9 protein-coding genes are annotated in these 15,771 nt (G+C 56.6%); all 9 read left to right on the forward strand.

Annotated features, from left to right (window positions below; translation table 11 throughout):
* The 9 genes from IPM31_03080 (at nucleotide 1) to IPM31_03120 (ending at nucleotide 15,751) form a co-directional block, all read left to right on the forward strand.
* Complete coding sequence (locus tag IPM31_03080) at nucleotides 1-2,226, forward strand: glycosyltransferase family 39 protein (GenBank protein ID MBK9005956.1); 2,226 nt, start codon at nucleotides 1-3, stop codon at nucleotides 2,224-2,226.
* 70 nt (nucleotides 2,227-2,296) lie between these two features.
* Nucleotides 2,297-7,477 (forward strand): glycosyltransferase family 39 protein, encoded by a 5,181-nt coding sequence (locus IPM31_03085; protein MBK9005957.1) that lies wholly within the window; start codon nucleotides 2,297-2,299, stop codon nucleotides 7,475-7,477.
* Between the two features lie 107 nt (nucleotides 7,478-7,584).
* On the forward strand, nucleotides 7,585-7,941 hold the full coding sequence (locus IPM31_03090; protein MBK9005958.1) for a DUF952 domain-containing protein: 357 nt from the start codon (nucleotides 7,585-7,587) through the stop codon (nucleotides 7,939-7,941).
* Between the two features lie 160 nt (nucleotides 7,942-8,101).
* A complete protein-coding gene (locus IPM31_03095) occupies nucleotides 8,102-10,570 on the forward strand; it encodes a hypothetical protein (protein ID MBK9005959.1) in 2,469 nt (822 codons plus the stop codon).
* A gap of 198 nt (nucleotides 10,571-10,768) precedes the next feature.
* Nucleotides 10,769-12,619 (forward strand): hypothetical protein, encoded by a 1,851-nt coding sequence (locus IPM31_03100; GenBank protein MBK9005960.1) that lies wholly within the window; start codon nucleotides 10,769-10,771, stop codon nucleotides 12,617-12,619.
* Entirely contained in the window at nucleotides 12,616-13,287 is a 672-nt protein-coding gene (locus tag IPM31_03105) for a (d)CMP kinase (GenBank protein ID MBK9005961.1), read from the forward strand. Before IPM31_03100 ends, IPM31_03105 begins: the two co-directional genes overlap by 4 nt.
* 255 nt (nucleotides 13,288-13,542) lie before the next feature.
* Nucleotides 13,543-14,271: a 1-acyl-sn-glycerol-3-phosphate acyltransferase gene (locus IPM31_03110; GenBank protein MBK9005962.1), complete on the forward strand. Its 729-nt coding sequence runs from the start codon at nucleotides 13,543-13,545 to the stop codon at nucleotides 14,269-14,271.
* 23 nt (nucleotides 14,272-14,294) lie between these two features.
* Nucleotides 14,295-15,029: a 1-acyl-sn-glycerol-3-phosphate acyltransferase gene (locus tag IPM31_03115; protein MBK9005963.1), complete on the forward strand. Its 735-nt coding sequence runs from the start codon at nucleotides 14,295-14,297 to the stop codon at nucleotides 15,027-15,029.
* Nucleotides 15,026-15,751 (forward strand): 1-acyl-sn-glycerol-3-phosphate acyltransferase, encoded by a 726-nt coding sequence (locus tag IPM31_03120; GenBank protein MBK9005964.1) that lies wholly within the window; start codon nucleotides 15,026-15,028, stop codon nucleotides 15,749-15,751. The genes IPM31_03115 and IPM31_03120 overlap by 4 nt, the downstream gene beginning before the upstream one ends.
* Nucleotides 15,752-15,771: the final 20 nt, after the last annotated feature.

The raw sequence follows: 15,771 nt of genomic DNA on the forward strand, positions 1-15,771 counted from the left end.
ATGACCACTCCTCACCCACAACCTCCGTTCGATGAACCCAGCATTCTCGATTACGTCAAATCGCTGTTTCGATTCGGCGCAGGCGAACGGATTCAGATTCCTCGTGTTGCCGAGGAAGAAACATCATCCATCACCGACGATCAACCTGAGGGTCCGCAACCTCTTAACTCCGGTCTCGATACGCTCCTCGCGGCAGAGACGGATCGCCACCCGCGCCCCAGTCAACCTTCAGCTACCAAATACGAATCGCCTTCCCCCTTCCCGTGGAGTTCCCTGCTGGCGCTCTTGCTTGCGCTGGCGGGCCAAAGGCTTCTCGAACCGCCGCCAGATACCCAATTAGGAATTGCGCTGTTCGTTGCCGCGCTCTTCGCGCTGGGCTGGGGACTCTATCGCGGCGAATGGACTCTCGCGCCTCTCGCCGAAACATCCGATCGGACAGACCCGCTCACCTATCGCCCAGTCATGTTGATCCTCAGCCTGGGGCTGGGTCTCTGGGCGTTCACCCTGCTGGACGAGAACCTCTTCACCACGCTCAACGTTACGGTGTGGGCGCTCGCCGTGCTCGCCTTTATGGGCGCATTGTGGATTCGGACTGGTAGCGTGAAAAACCAACTGGCGAAAATTGCGGGCTTTTTCAACCGCGACACATGGACGATCACCATCTCGCGCTGGGCGATTCTGCTCTTCGCCGCCACCGCCCTGGTTTTCTTCTTCCGCTTCACACAGACAGAGACCGTGCCGCCGGAACCGTTCAGCGACCATGCCGAAAAACTGTACGATGTATACGATGTGTCGCAGGGTGACACGCATATTTTCTTCCCGCGCAATACCGGGCGTGAAGCCATTCAAATGTATTGGACTCTCTGGGTGGCAAACATCTTCGGCACCGGTTTGTCGTATCTCAGCCTCAAACTCGGCACCGCCCTCCTCGGCTTTTTGACCCTGCCATTTATTTACCTGCTCGGAAAAGAAATCGGCGGAACGCGCGTGGCGCTCTTTGCCTTTATGCTCGCGGGAATTGCCTACTGGCCCAACGTCATCAGTCGTATCGGACTGCGTTTCCCGTTATATCCCCTCTTCGTGGCGCCGACGCTTCTTTTCCTCCTGCGCGGCTTGCGCACTCGCAACCGCAACGATTTCCTCCTCTCCGGCTTGTTCCTCGGGCTTGGCTTGCATGGCTATAGCCCATTCCGCATTGTTCCGTTCGTGGTGATCGCGGCGTTCATCTTGTATTGGATTCACTCGCAATCGAAAGGCGCGCGCCGCGAGTTGCCGGTCTGGCTGGCGATGCTGGCGATCACCTCATTGTTTGTGTTTCTTCCCTTGTTGCGCTTCTGGATCGACAACCCGGAGGCGTTCGGGTTCCGCGCTTTTTCCCGGTTAAGCACGATCGAACAGCTGTTGCCGGGACCCGCCCCGGTCATCTTTGCGTCGAACGTGGGGAAGGCGTTGCTGATGTATAACCTCGACGATGGCGAGATCTGGGTCAACTCGATCCCTCACCGCCCCGCGCTGGACGTGGTCACGGGCGCGTTGTTCCTGTTTGGGTTTGTCCTCGTGCTGATCCGCTACTTCCGCAAACGCCACTGGCAGGATTTGTTCCTGCTGGTGTCTATTCCGTTGTTGCAGTTGCCATCCACGTTATCGCTGGCGTTCCCCGGGGAAAACCCCGCGCTCAACCGCGCCGGCGCGGCGAGCATTCCCGCCTTCCTGCTGGCGGCGTTGGCGCTCGACGGGTTAGTCACCAGCCTGAAAGGGAGAGGGATGCGGAATGTCGTCGCCTGGGGGTTGACGGGTATCTTGTTGGCGGCTTCCGCTTCACAAAATTACACGCTTGTCTTCGATACGTTTGCGAATTCATTCCGTTTAGGATCGTGGAACACATCCGACATGGGAAGAGTCATACGCGAGTTCGAGCAGACCTATGGCACAACAGAGACGGTTTGGGTGGTGCCGTTCCCGTATTGGGTAGATACGCGCCTGCCCGCCGCGTGGGCGGGTATCCCGAACCGCGATATGGCGCTATGGCCCGAAAATTTTGCCTCGACAGTGGAATTGCCGGGTCCGAAATTATTCATCCTAAAAGCCGACACCGAAGACCCGACGGTGAACGACCAGCAATCGCTGGATGCTTTGGAAGAGTTGTACCCGAACGGCGCATTGCGTTTGTTCGATTCGGACATCCCCGGTCACGATTTTTGGATCCTCTTTGTGCCAGGTGAATAATTAACCGCCAAGCGCGCGAGGAACGCGAAGATTCTTTTTTTCTTGGCGGGCTTCGCGGTTCAAAAAATTTATGAAACATACAAAATATTTCTGGCTCTTCGATATTCTTCTTGTGCTTGTGCTCGCGTTGGCGGGCTATTTGCGTTTGACCGGTGTGAATTGGGGCGAAGGCGAGCACCAACACCCGGATGAGAATTTCCTTTCGGGCGTGGTCGCCAATTTACGGGCGCACAAATGCGCCGATGCCGCCCTGCCGATCGATGCCTGCCCCACGGAAAAACAGACGTGGATCAGCCTCGGCGATTATTTCGACAGCGAGACCTCCACACTCAACCCATACAATCGCGGGCAAACCTTCTTTGTGTATGGCAACCTGCCGATCACCCTCGTGCGTGTCGCGGCGGAGGCGACCGGGCAACTCGACGTAAAACTGTTGGGCAGGCAGTTCTCCGCTTTTGCCGATCTGTTCACGATCTTGATCCTGTATGCCATTGTCTCGCGCTTGTATGATCGTCGCGTGGCGTTGCTAGCCTCCCTCTTCTCCGCGCTGACGGTGATGCAGATCCAGCAATCGCACTTCTTCACCACGGACCTGTTCGTCAACCCGTTTGCGTTTCTGGCGCTCTATTTTGCCGTTGAGATCATGCTGTGGAAAAATCAGAGAATAGAGACTAGAGATTCGATGAGTCCCCAGTCTCCAGTCTCTAATTCTCCAATTCTCCAATCCTCCGATCTCCAGCTCTTCGACAACGCTCAGGACAAGTCTCCAGTCTCCGATCTCGAAACACCCTCAGCGACCACCTCAGACGACTCGACCAACACCGATTCCCCAGCCTCCGATCTCCAGTCTCCAGTCTCCAATTCTCCAATTCTCCGCTCTCTAATCACCAATCCCCTCTTCCTCCTCAGCATCGGCTTCGGCATCGCCTACGGCATGGCGCTGGCATCGAAGGTGAATATTTATCCGCTGGCGATCCTCCTGCCCGTCGCGTTTGCAATTCGATATATGACCATCGACCATGGACAACAGACCAAATCTCCTCTCTCTGTGGAAGAGCAACAAGGCGAGGAAGAAACCGTCCATCGTCCATCGTCCATCGTTCATCGCTCACCGCCAATAACCCATTACTACTTACTAATTACTCTCTGTCTCATTGCCGGCGGACTAGCCGCGCTGATCTCCTTCCGCATTTTCCAGCCGTATGCGTTCGACGGGCTTGGACTCAACCCGCAGTGGATCGCCAACATTCAAGAACAACGCATTCAAGCCAAAGGCGATGCCGACCTGCCATGGAATCTCCAATGGGCGCGGCGTTCGCATTTGTATTCGTTTGAAAATCTGACGACTTGGGGATTAGGTCTGCCTCTCGGCATCCTCGCGTGGATCGGATTCCTCACCATGGGCTGGCGCATCCTCAAAGGCGAATGGCATCATGCGCTTCTTTGGGGCTGGACGGCGGCATACTTCCTCTGGCAGTCGATGGAATTCAACCCGACCATGCGCTATCAACTTCCCATCTACCCACTGCTTGGAATGATGGCAGCATGGTTCGTCTTCGAACAATTACCAATTACCAATAACAAATTACGCGCTTCATATTCCGTACTGCGTATTTCCATGGCCGTGATCGCGATCGGACTCACCGCCGCGTGGGCTTTCGCCTTCCAAAGCATCTACACCCGCGAGGAACCGCGCATTGCCGCCTCAAGGTGGATCTATCAGAACGTGCCGGGTCCAATCAATTTACACATTCAAACATCCGAGGGCGGAACCTACAACCAGCCACTGCCGATTCATCCCGAAACAGCCGTCAACGCATCCGTGCCGTACGATATCTCCTTTATTTCCAATGCGGACGGACTTCTCACCAGCCTCACCCTCGGGCACGCCAACAACGCGCTCGCATCTTCTTCCACCCTCAGCCTGATCCTCTCTAACGCGCCCGATCACCTCCCCGAACAAACATTAGCCACCGCATCCCTCACAGGTGATTTTTCCGCGCAAAACGACCCGCGCGGCGATCCTTACACCATCGAACTTGATGAGCCGATCAATATCTCAAAAGGCACGCAATATTATCTTCGCATGCAAATCAACGAGGGCATCCTCGGTATCACCGGCTCGGCGGTCGTCAATGAAACCGACTACGATTACCCGCTTCCCTTCCGCGTGGATGGCTACGACGCCTTCGGCGGACTCTACCGCGGCGACCTGAATCTGCAAGTCTACTGGGATGACAACGCCGACAAACTCGCGCGTTTCGTCAGCACCCTCGACCAGGCCGATTACATCTTCATCCCCACCAACCACCAATACGCCCAGATCACGCGCCTGCCCGAGCGTTATCCGCTGACAACAGAGTATTACCGCGAGTTGATGGGATGTCCAGTTGGTGAAGACATCATCCCTTGTTATCACGAAGCCAAACCCGGCGACTACGAGGGCAGGCTCGGTTTCGATCTCGTGGCTGTGTTCGAGACCTTCCCGAAATTAGGGGACATCGAGATCAACGACGAATACGCGGAAGAGGCGTTCACGTTCTACGACCATCCGAAAGTGTTCATCTTCAAGAAGAACGGAAACTACGATACCGCGCAAGCGCAATCCACCTTGAGCGCGGTCGATTTAACGAAAGTTACGCGCCTCACCCCGCGCCAATTCAGCGACTACAAGTCTTTGATGCTACCCGCCGACAAACTCGCGCAACAACGCGCCGGCGGCACATGGTCTGAGTTGTTCGATTACAACTCCGCGCTCAACAGCAACCCATGGCTGGGCTTGCTGGTCTGGTATCTCTTCATCATGATCCTTGGGCTTGCCGTATACCCGCTGGTGAGAATTGCCATGCCCGGTTTGGCAGACCGCGGTTACCCGCTCAGCCGCGCGTTGGGGTTGGTCCTCTTCGGCTGGCTGGCATGGATGGGAGGCTCTATCGGCATCCCCTACACGCGCCCAACCATCGCGATCGTCTTCGGCTTGATCCTGCTCATGGGCGCGGGGCTTGGTTACTATCAACGCCACGAACTGCGCGCAGAATGGAAAACCAAAAGAAAATACTTCCTGCTCGTCGAAGGCATCTTCCTGCTGTTCTTCTTCATCGACCTCTTCATCCGCATTGGCAACCCGGACTTGTGGCACGTATCCAAAGGCGGCGAGCGCCCAATGGATTTCTCGTACTTTAACGCGGTGCTCAAAAGCACATCCTTCCCGCCGTACGATCCGTGGTTCGCGGGCGGATACATCAATTACTATTATTACGGCTTCGTGTTGGTCGGCACGCCGGTCAAACTGCTCGGCATCGTGCCGTCCATCGCCTACAACTTCATCCTGCCGACACTCTTCGCCATCGTCGGCATCAGCGCATTCTCCATCGGCTGGAATCTTCTTCAAAAGGATGAAGGCGGAAGGATGAAGGATGAAGAATCATCTGAACACAATTCAGCCCTTCCACAAGACTCAGGGCAAACCTTCATCCTTCATCCTTTATCTTTAATTGCCGGCTTTGCCGCGTCTTTCCTCGCCATCCTGCTGGGCAACCTCGGCACCGTGCAAATGATCTACAACCGCCTGCAACAACTCGGTTCGCTGGGCGCCTTCACCTGGGATTCGACTTTCGGTCAACGCGTGAAGTGGGCGACTGAGGGACTGAAACTCATCGCGCAGGGCGGCACGCTTCCGGTCGGACCTGGAGACTGGTACTGGGACCCCAGCCGAGTCGTCCCGCCGGGCGGGGGCAACGAGATCACCGAGTTCCCTCTGTTCACCTTCCTGTATAGCGACTTGCATGCGCACATGATCGTCATGCCGCTGGCGTTGCTTGCCATCAGTTGGGCGCTGTCGGTGGTGATGGCTCGCTCGCGCTGGAAGGACCAAGCCCACCCTGCGTCTGAAGCGTGGATGACCGCGCTGGGATTCCTCGTCGGCGGACTCATCATCGGCGCGGTGTTTCCCACCAATCTATCCGACACGTATACCTATTTATTGATCGGGATCGCGGCGGTCGCATATTCCGTGTGGCGATACGTCGAAGCCGGGTCATTGATGAAACGCATCGTGTGGACGGGCGGCGCGGTCGTTGCCTTGTTCGCGCTGTCGAGGCTGTTATATCTGCCGTATCGTATCGCGTATTATCAGGGATACAGCGCGCTCGACCCGTGGAAGGGACCGTTCACGCCCATCTCGTCGTATCTCACTATGTGGGGCGTGTTCCTGTTCATCATCGTTGCGTGGATGGTCTGGGAAACCCGCGAGTGGATGGCTTCAACGCCCGCGTCATCCTTGCGAAAGCTCAAACCATTTCAGGTTTTGATCGAAGGCGCGTTGATCGTGTTCGCATTCATATTGCTCCTCCTTCAATACAATCAATCCAGCACAAATTACGGAGGCGTGGCGGTCAGCTGGATCGCCTTGCCTATCGCGGCGTGGGCTGGAATTTTGATGCTGCGCCCGAACATGCCGGATGAAAAGCGATTCGTGTTGTTCCTCATCGGCACTGCCCTGCTCATCACCGTCGTTGTTGAAGTCCTCGTGGTGGTCGGCGACATCGGACGGCAGAACACCATCTTCAAATTCTATTTGCAATCGTGGTTCATGCTGGCAGTGAGCGCGGCGGCGGCGTTCGCATGGACTCTCCCCTCGTTCTTCAAATGGCTTCCCGGCTGGCGCGTCTTTTGGCAGATCGCGATGATCGCGCTCGTCTCCGGCGCGGCGATGTATACCGTCACTGCCACATCCGGCAAGATCAAAGACCGCTGGATCCTCGAAGCCCCGCGCACGCTCGATTCGATGACCTACATGCAATATGCTCAATACGATACGTACGGTCAACGTTTGGAATTGAGCGAGGATTACCGCGCCATCCGCTGGATGCAGGATAACGTGAAAGGATCGCCAGTCATCGCGGAAGCCGCCTCTGCTGGCAGGCAATATGAATGGCACTCGCGTTTCACGATCTATACCGGGCTTCCTGATGTAGTTGGCTGGCAATGGCATCAACAACAACAGCGCGTTCTATTTTCACAGCAAGTGGTCGACCGGGGCGCGGAAGTAACCGATTTCTACAACAGCATTGACCCCGAATCCATTCGGGCATTTCTCAAAAAGTACGATGTGAAGTATATTATCGTCGGTCAACTCGAACGCGCCGCGTACACGCCGGAAGGTATCGCCAAGTTCGATCAACTCGAAGGACAATATTGGCGCGAAGTCTATCGCGATGGCGCGACAGTGATTTATGAGGTAATGCCGTAATAACCATGTCATGCTGAGGAGCGAAGCGACGAAGCATCTCCCTCACGACAGGGAGACCCTTCGCTATCGCTCAGGGTGACATCTCAAAATGAAGAACAGGAGCCGCTATGATCTACCACCTCACCTTTCGCAAAAACTGGAGATACGCGCTGGCAACGGGACCCTACACAGCCAAGAGCCTCGACAAAGAGGGCTTCATCCACTGCTCGACCCAATCGCAACTTGTTCCGGTGGCGATGGATTTTTTCCCGGCTCGCCGTAAATTGACGATCCTCGTGATCGACGAAACAAAACTCAAACCAGAAGTGAAATGGGAAAAGCCTTCCGGCGGTCCGCCTCCGGGCGTTCCCGCCAGCGACAAGTTCCCGCACGTGTACGGTCCCATCAACCACGAAGCCGTCCTCAAAACACTGGACATGGAACGCAACGCGGACGATGTCTTCGTCCCGCCGGGTAATCTCTAATTTCATTCCGTCATTGCGAGCGAAGCGAAGCAATCTCCTCGCTAGCACGCAGACCATTCGGTCGCTGGACATCGTCCCGATGTTTTTTGGGAGGGTGACACTCCATTTATAAATCGTCACTCGCCAATCGCAAATCGTCAATCAAAAATCGTAAATCGAAATGCTTTCCTTCCTCCTCTGGTACCTCCTCTCCACCCTCCTCGGCTGGCTGACCTTTCCCCTCGCGTATCATATCTTCCCCGCGTTGAAAGATCGCGGCTACACCCTCGCGCGCGCGTTCGGTTTGTTGATCTGGGGCTACGCCTTCTGGTTGCTCGCCTCGTTCCGCGTCGCGCAAAACGACATCGGCGGATTGTTGCTGGGGTTGCTCATCCTTGCCAGTTTGAGCGTATGGGCAATGACCAATTACCAATTACCAATCTCTAATTCTCCAATTCTCTCCTTCCTCAAATCCAACCGTCCCCTCATCATCACAACCGAACTTCTCTTCCTCCTCGCCTTCGCCCTCATGGCGTTCATCCGTTCGACGAGTCCGGAGATCCTCGGCACCGAAAAGCCGATGGAATTGATGATGATCAACGGCATCATGAACTCGCCGACCTTTCCTCCGCGCGATCTGTGGCTTTCGGGATATTCCATTTCGTATTACTACTTCGGCTATGTGATGACTTCCATGCTGGCGACCTTCACCGGCGCGCCCGCCACCGCCGCGTTCAACTTGATGACCGCGCTCATCTTCGCCCTCTCCGCCGTCGGCGCGTATGGGGTTTTGTATAACCTGTTGGCTTATGGTCAAAAGTCGAAGGTTGAAAGCGTTGCCCTGAGTTTGTCGAAGGGTCAAAGGTCAGGCAACCCTCTTTCTTCTTTCTTCTCTCCTTTGCTTGCACCGCTTTTTTTACTTTTGGTGAGTAACGTCGAAGGCTTCCTCGAAGTCCTCCACCGGCGCGGGTTGTTCTGGACGAGCGGAGCCAACTTCTGGACATGGCTCGACATCCCGGAACTGCGCGACGCGCCCGCCCAGCCTCTCCAATGGATTCCCGACCGCTTCTGGTGGTGGTGGCGCGCCTCGCGCGTGATCATGGATTCCGATCTGCAAAATAATCCCACCGGCGATGTGATCAGCGAGTTTCCCGCTTTTTCGTTCCTCCTCGGCGATCTACATCCGCATATTCTGGCGATGCCATTCGTTCTGCTTGCGGTGGCTGTCGCGTTAAACCTTTTCTTCGGCGGCTTCAAAGGGACAACGGGATTTTATTTCGCGCGACTACACATGAGCAAGACAGGGTTCTTGATCCTTTCCCTGCTTATCGGCGGGCTTGCCTTCCTCAACACGTGGGATATTCTCGTCACGAGCGCGTTAATGCTCTTCACGTATGTGCTGGCTCGGGCGCGTGAAGCAGGTTGGGGCTGGGAAAGACTCGAAGACCTGTTCATTCTGGGCATCCCCATGCTGATCGTCGCGTACGTGTTGTATCTCCCATTCTTCATCGGGTTCGATTCACAGGCGGGCGGAATCCTGCCTTCGTTCATGTATCCCACGCGCGGCGCGCAATTGTGGGTGATGTGGGGGACGCTCTTTATTCCATTGTTCGCATTCCTGTTGTATCGCCGTTCGACCGGGTCCGCAAACTGGAGCGCCGGGCTAAAAGTTTCATTTGGAATTGTGTTCGTGTTATTCCTCGCCATGTTTGCGGTGGGGGCGATTGCTTTGCGTGCCCGTCCCGATCTGATCGACCCACTGATCGCATCGCAGGCTGGCGGCGCAAGCGGATTCGTCGCCGCGAGCATGATGCGGCGGCTGGCATATATCGGGAGTCTCGTCACATTGCTGGCGTTGATGATTCCCACGGTATCGTACTTGTTGACTAATGAACGCGTCGAAAACAGTACACCCACAGAGGAACGTCCGTCATCGCACACATTTGCATTATTGCTGCTCTTCCTCGGGTTGTTGTTGATCCTTGGTCCTGAGTTTGTTTACTTGCGCGATAATTTTGGATATCGCATCAACACCATTTTTAAATTCTATTTCCAGGCATGGATGGCGCTCTCCCTCGCCGCAGCCTATGGCACGGCTGTCTTGCTTCAGAATTTGCAGGGCAGGGCAAAGAGCGCGTTCTCGGTTGTGTTTACATTGATCTTGATCGTCGGGCTTACGTATCCCGCGCTTGGGTTTGCAAACAGAACGAACAACTTCAAGCCGCCATTCTTCGGGTATACCCTCGATGATTTCGAGCGGGTCAGGGCGGAGAACCCGGATGAAGCTGCGGCGATGCGCTGGTTGCAATCCGCTCCAGATGGCGTGGTTGCCGAGGCGGTGGGAGGCGCATACTCCTCCTACGCCCGCATCGCCAACTACACCGGCTTGCCGACCGTTCTAGGCTGGGACAATCACGAAGGTCAATGGCGCGATCAATCTCTACAAGGCAATCGCCGCCAGGACATCGAAACCCTCTACACCACGCCGGATGGACTTACCGCGCAAGACATCGTCGCAAAGTACAACATCCGCTACATCTACATCGGCGGACTCGAACGAAGCACGTATCCGGTCGATGAGGGCAAATTCAACAGCCTATTTAAGATTGTGTTCCAACAAGGGAATGTGACGATCTACGAAGCGCCGTGATACACATGTCGTTGCGAGGAAGCCCGAGCCTTAAACGGCGAGTGGCTGACGAAGCAACCTTTTATCATCATACGACATGCAACTAACGTGAGTTCGGTTTAGCAATCGAGACGCAGAAAAACGCTGATATAGAAGAAAAATCTGCGTTTTCTGCGCTCCTCCTCGCAACGACAAAACATACAGAGTAAAATTGCGCCCATGAATTCCCCCTCCCTCAAACACGAAGGCTGGCTGTACGGGCTGGCTTTTCTCATCGCCCTCGCCCTGCGATTCATCGCGCTCGGCGCGTCGCCGCTCACCGACTCAGAAGCAACACTCGCCCTGCAATCCCTCGCCCTCGCGCGCGGCGAATCACCCCTGCTTGCGCCGCAGTCCGCATACATTCTTTTCACCGCTGTTTTGTTCGCCATCATGGAAAGCGCGAACTTCCTCGCGCGTTTCCTCCCGGCGCTGGCGGGGAGCATGTTGGTCTTTGCTCCATACTTTTTCCGTGAAAAGATTCATCCGCGCCCGGCGTTGATCCTCGCTTTCCTCTTCGTCTTCGACCCCGGACTCGTCGCCCTGTCGCGGCAGGCAAATGGGACAATGCTCGCGGTGACGTTCCTGCTCTTCGCATGGGGGATGTGGAATCAAAAACGACTCATCCCCACCGGCATCTTCGCCGGTCTCGCGCTTCTCTCCGGTCCATCACTTTGGGCAGGCTTGCTCACCCTCGGCATCACGCACCTTTTCATCCGCGGCATGAAACCCAAAACCACCGACAGCCCGGAATCTCTAATTCTCGAATCCCCAACATCCGAATCTCCAGTCCGCCGTGCTGAGTCCGTCGAAGCATCCAATCTCCAACCGCAATCCTCCAATCCTCCAATTCTCGAGTCCCCAGCCCCCAATCCCCAGTCTCCAATCTCCAGTCTCCAATCTCAATTCTCTAATCCTCAACTTCTCGTTTCCTTCCTCGCCACCCTCCTCCTCTGCGGCACACTCTTCTTCCTCGCGCCGAATGGATTAAGCGCCGCGCTCGCCTCCCTCCCAGCGTATCTCAAAGGCTGGGTTGCGTGGGAAGGAGTCGCGCCTTCGCGCATGATTCTCACCATTCTGTTCTACGAGCTACTGGGGATCCTTCTTGCCGCGCTTGCCATCTTCCGCGCCGCGCGCGCCAACGGAAAACGCGCCAAACGCCTGATCATCTGGCTCGGCACAGCGCTTCTGCTTGCCGTGTTTTACCGCCAGCCCGCCGCGCTGGCGTGGGTGATCATCCCATTGCTCGCCCTCGCCGCATCGGAACTCTCGCGCGCTTTTGAGATCCGTCGCGCGGAATATTCCGAAGTTGGCATCGTAACGCTTGCCATCCTCATCCTGCTGATTTACATCTCGTTCACCGTCTCGAATCTGGCGCTCAACCCGGTTAGCCAACCCGCCACCCTACCCCTCGTCGGCACGGTGGACAACCCGCCGCTGGCTGTGTTGATCAGTTCATTCGCCATCCTGCTCGTGTGCATCGCTCTCGTTGCGCTCGGTTGGTCTGCCCGCATTGCCCGGCTCGGCGCAACGATCGCGCTCACCGCCTATATCGGTTTATATACGCTTGCCACGGCATGGGGCGCCAGCGGACTACGCTACCCCGACGGATTCGAGTTATGGATGACCGACTCGAAACCGGTCCAAGCGGACTTGCTTCTCGCCAGCGTCAAAGACATCTCGGAATTCAGCCTCGGTCATGACCAGTCTCAGCCTGTGCTCGTCGTGGGAATCGATTCCCCCGCCCTCGCATGGGTTTTGCGGAACCATTCGGTGAAAGTTGTCTCCGCGCTCGATCCGCAAACCTCCCCTCCGCTTTTCATCACCCCGGTCATGGATAACCCCGGACTTCCCGCCGCCTATCGCGGACAGGATTTCACGTGGCGCGCCCAGCCGCAATGGAAGATCGCGCGAAGCATAGACTGGCTCTCGTGGATCGTCTTCCGCACACTGCCCGCGGAAAGCGAGACCATCATCCTGTGGGCGCGCGACGATCTCTTCCCCGATGCGCGCTCAAGCGGACAGCCATGATCCCCAACATCATCGCCATAGACGGGCCCGCCGCCTCCGGTAAATCGACTCTCGGGTTGCGGCTCGCTCACGCGCTCGGATATTTATTCTTCGACACCGGCGTAATGTATCGCGCCGTCACGTGGCTCGCGCTGAATCGAGGAATGAATATTAACGAAGAGAATGCGGTCGCCACCCTGGCGGAAAAAATTCCCATCGATGTGGCGCCAGCCTCCACGTCGGATGGACGCGCGTGCGATGTTCTCGTGGAAGGAAGAGACATCACATGGGAAACTCGCGCGAAAGAGGTGGAGGCGCATGTGTCGGTCGTTGCCGCATACCCCGGCGTGCGGCGCGCGCTCTCCGCGCAACAACGGCGCATCGGCTTGCGCGGAAAGATCGTCATGGTAGGGCGCGATATCGGCACGGTGGTCCTGCCCGAAGCGGATTTGAAGATCTATCTCGATGCCACCGCCCAGCAACGCGCCACCAGGCGATATCATGAAATTCTCTTGCGCGGCGGCGCGGCGGAGTACGAAGAAATTCTCGCAAAGGTGATCGAGCGCGATCGCATCGACTCCACGCGTGATGTCGCCCCGCTGAGAGCCGCCGAGGATGCCGTAACCATCGATTCGGATTCGATGGACGCGGACGAAGTGTTTGAAAAAGTATTGGCATTGTGCAAGTGAGAAAGTGTTTCACGAACCCACTTGATCCAGGTTAACCTGAATTCCCTTGCAAGATGTCACCCTGAGCGCCAGCGAAGGGTCTCTATTTGAGTCATAGAGATGCTTCGCAGAGTTTATCCTGAGCATGTCGAAGGACTCCGCATGACATGGCATAAAGTTAGCCATTAAGGTTAATCAGAATAGTGAGACAAAATTGCGCCAATCGCGTCATGGGGTATCGCGCGAAAACAACAACGCCGCAAGATCGAGGTCACTATGCAGGAACAATCCGCTCAACCGCCCAAACCCGTAACCGAAGTCTGGAAGCCCGACCTGATCGTCCTGCCGCGTCTCACACCGGCGCGGAAGCTATTTCGTCATACCTATCGGCTTCTGATGAAATTGCTCACCTTTCTTTTCCTTCGTCCCACCATCAAAGGGTTGGAGAACTTCCCCAAAAAAGGACCCGCCATGGTGGTCTTCAATCACTCCGGGGATGTGGACGCGGTCCTGCTCGTTGCCGTCATACCGCAGTTGATGGAGGGAATCGTAAAGATCGAAAACCGCGACGATCACTGGCTCGTCGGACCGTTATTCCGGGCCTATGGCTATATCTGGATTCATCGCGGCAAGCCCGACCGCAAGGCTCTGCGGGTTGCATTGGAAGGGTTTGAAGAAGGGCGGATCATCGCGCTCTCACCGGAAGGGCGCCAAACCCTGACCGGCGGGTTGGAAGAAGGCACCGACGGCGCAACCTTCCTCGCGCTCAAATCGGGGGCGCCGATCGTCCCGGTCGCCATGACCGGCACCCAAAATGCAAATACGTACGCGAACATGAAACAATGGAAGCGCACCCCAGTCACGCTCACGGTGGGCAAACCGTTCCACCTGGAGGAGCAGCCCAACCATCAGGATACGATCCGCGAGGGCACGCGCCGCATCATGGAAGAACTCGCGCGCCTGCTCCCGAAAGAATACCGGGGAAAATACGACTACATCTCTTAACTCATCAAAGGCTCCGAACGCCCATGGAGAATCAAACCCACGTTCCCCCAAAACCAGTGACAGAAGTGTGGAAGCCGGAAATGGTTTCCCTCCCGCGCCTTACTCTTGCGCGGCGCGTCTATCGTTTCCTCTTTGGCTATCTGGTGAGGGCATTCGCCTATTCCATCATGAGTATTACCTATACTGGGCGCGAGAACAAACCCAAAAAAGGACCTGCCATCATCGTCTTCAACCACCTCGGCGACGCGGATGCGGTGCTCAACCTCGCCTCCTTCCCATACAACGACGAGGTCATTGGGAAGATCGAGAACAGTTACGACCACTGGCTGGTAGGACCCGCGCTTCGCACCTACGGGGTGATCTGGATCCACCGTGGACAGCCCGACCGCCGCGCCCTGCGAGCCGCCCTCGACGCGCTCGCTGAGGGACGCATCATTGCCATCGCACCGGAAGGGCGGCAAACGCTCACCGGCGGGCTTGAACCCGGCACCGATGGCGCGGCATTCCTCGCCCTCAAATCGGGCGCGCCGTTGATTCCGCTGGCGTTGACCGGCACCGAAAACAACAATGTGTATGGGCACATGAAACGTTGGCGCCGCGCGAAAGTCACATGGACGATGGGCAAACCCTTCCACTTGAACATCGATTCAGACCGCCGCGAATCCATCCATGCCGGAACGCGGCAGATCATGGAAGAGATCGCGCGCCTGCTTCCGAAAGAATATCGCGGGGTGTACGATTACGTGCAAGACCCATGACCAACCACATCGATGAGCCTAAGCCGGTGGCAGGGATCTGGCGACCCGACCTTGTCTCTCTGCCGCGGCTGACGATCGCCCGGCGTATCTTCCGCGTTCTGCTTCAAGTTGTCGCGCGAATCGTTGTGCGGGTTGTCACGCGCCCAACATTCAAGGGGTTGGAAAACGTTCCTCGGCAAGGTCCCGCGTTGCTCGCGTTCAACCATCTCGGCGACGCCGACGCGCCGGTCATCCTCGCCGCGCTTCCCGCGCCAATGGACGCGATCGGAAAGATCGAATTGCACAACGATGGTTGGGTCGGGCTTGTCGGCCGCGCTTACGGGGTCATCTGGGTGCATCGCGGCTCGCCGGACCGCAGGGCGCTTCGTTCCGCGCTTGAGGGCTTGGAAGCGGGACGCATGATCGCCCTCGCTCCCGAGGCGCGCGAATCGCTGACCGGCGCGCTGGAAGAAGGCACTGAAGGCGCGGCGTTTCTGGCGGTGAGGTCTGGCGCGCTCATTGTGCCCATCGCGTTGACCGGCACTGAAAATAAATCCATCTTCGAGCGCAAATGGTTCCAGCGCGCGCCGGTCACGGTCACGGTGGGAAAACCTTTCAGGATACAGGAGCAGGCATCACGCGCGGAGATGATCCGGGCTGGCACTCGTCAGATCATGGAGGAGATCGCGCGTCTGCTTCCCAAAGAGTATCGCGGGAAATACGATTACATTTCATCTGAGTAACATGGCTGTTCAGGGATTGG

The organism is Candidatus Defluviilinea gracilis (genome assembly GCA_016716235.1).
Classification (GTDB): domain Bacteria; phylum Chloroflexota; class Anaerolineae; order Anaerolineales; family Villigracilaceae; genus Defluviilinea; species Defluviilinea gracilis.

What these genes read in the sequence shown, in the direction of transcription:
- IPM31_03095 (MBK9005959.1), top strand. Translation starts at nt 8,102, where the DNA reads ATGCTTTCCTTCCTCCTCTGGTACCTCCTCTCCACCCTCCTCGGCTGG.
- IPM31_03105 (MBK9005961.1), top strand. Translation starts at nt 12,616, where the DNA reads ATGATCCCCAACATCATCGCCATAGACGGGCCCGCCGCCTCCGGTAAA.
- IPM31_03115 (MBK9005963.1), top strand. Translation starts at nt 14,295, where the DNA reads ATGGAGAATCAAACCCACGTTCCCCCAAAACCAGTGACAGAAGTGTGG.
- IPM31_03100 (MBK9005960.1), top strand. Translation starts at nt 10,769, where the DNA reads ATGAATTCCCCCTCCCTCAAACACGAAGGCTGGCTGTACGGGCTGGCT.
- IPM31_03090 (MBK9005958.1), top strand. Translation starts at nt 7,585, where the DNA reads ATGATCTACCACCTCACCTTTCGCAAAAACTGGAGATACGCGCTGGCA.
- IPM31_03110 (MBK9005962.1), top strand. Translation starts at nt 13,543, where the DNA reads ATGCAGGAACAATCCGCTCAACCGCCCAAACCCGTAACCGAAGTCTGG.
- IPM31_03080 (MBK9005956.1), top strand. Translation starts at nt 1, where the DNA reads ATGACCACTCCTCACCCACAACCTCCGTTCGATGAACCCAGCATTCTC.
- IPM31_03120 (MBK9005964.1), top strand. Translation starts at nt 15,026, where the DNA reads ATGACCAACCACATCGATGAGCCTAAGCCGGTGGCAGGGATCTGGCGA.
- IPM31_03085 (MBK9005957.1), top strand. Translation starts at nt 2,297, where the DNA reads ATGAAACATACAAAATATTTCTGGCTCTTCGATATTCTTCTTGTGCTT.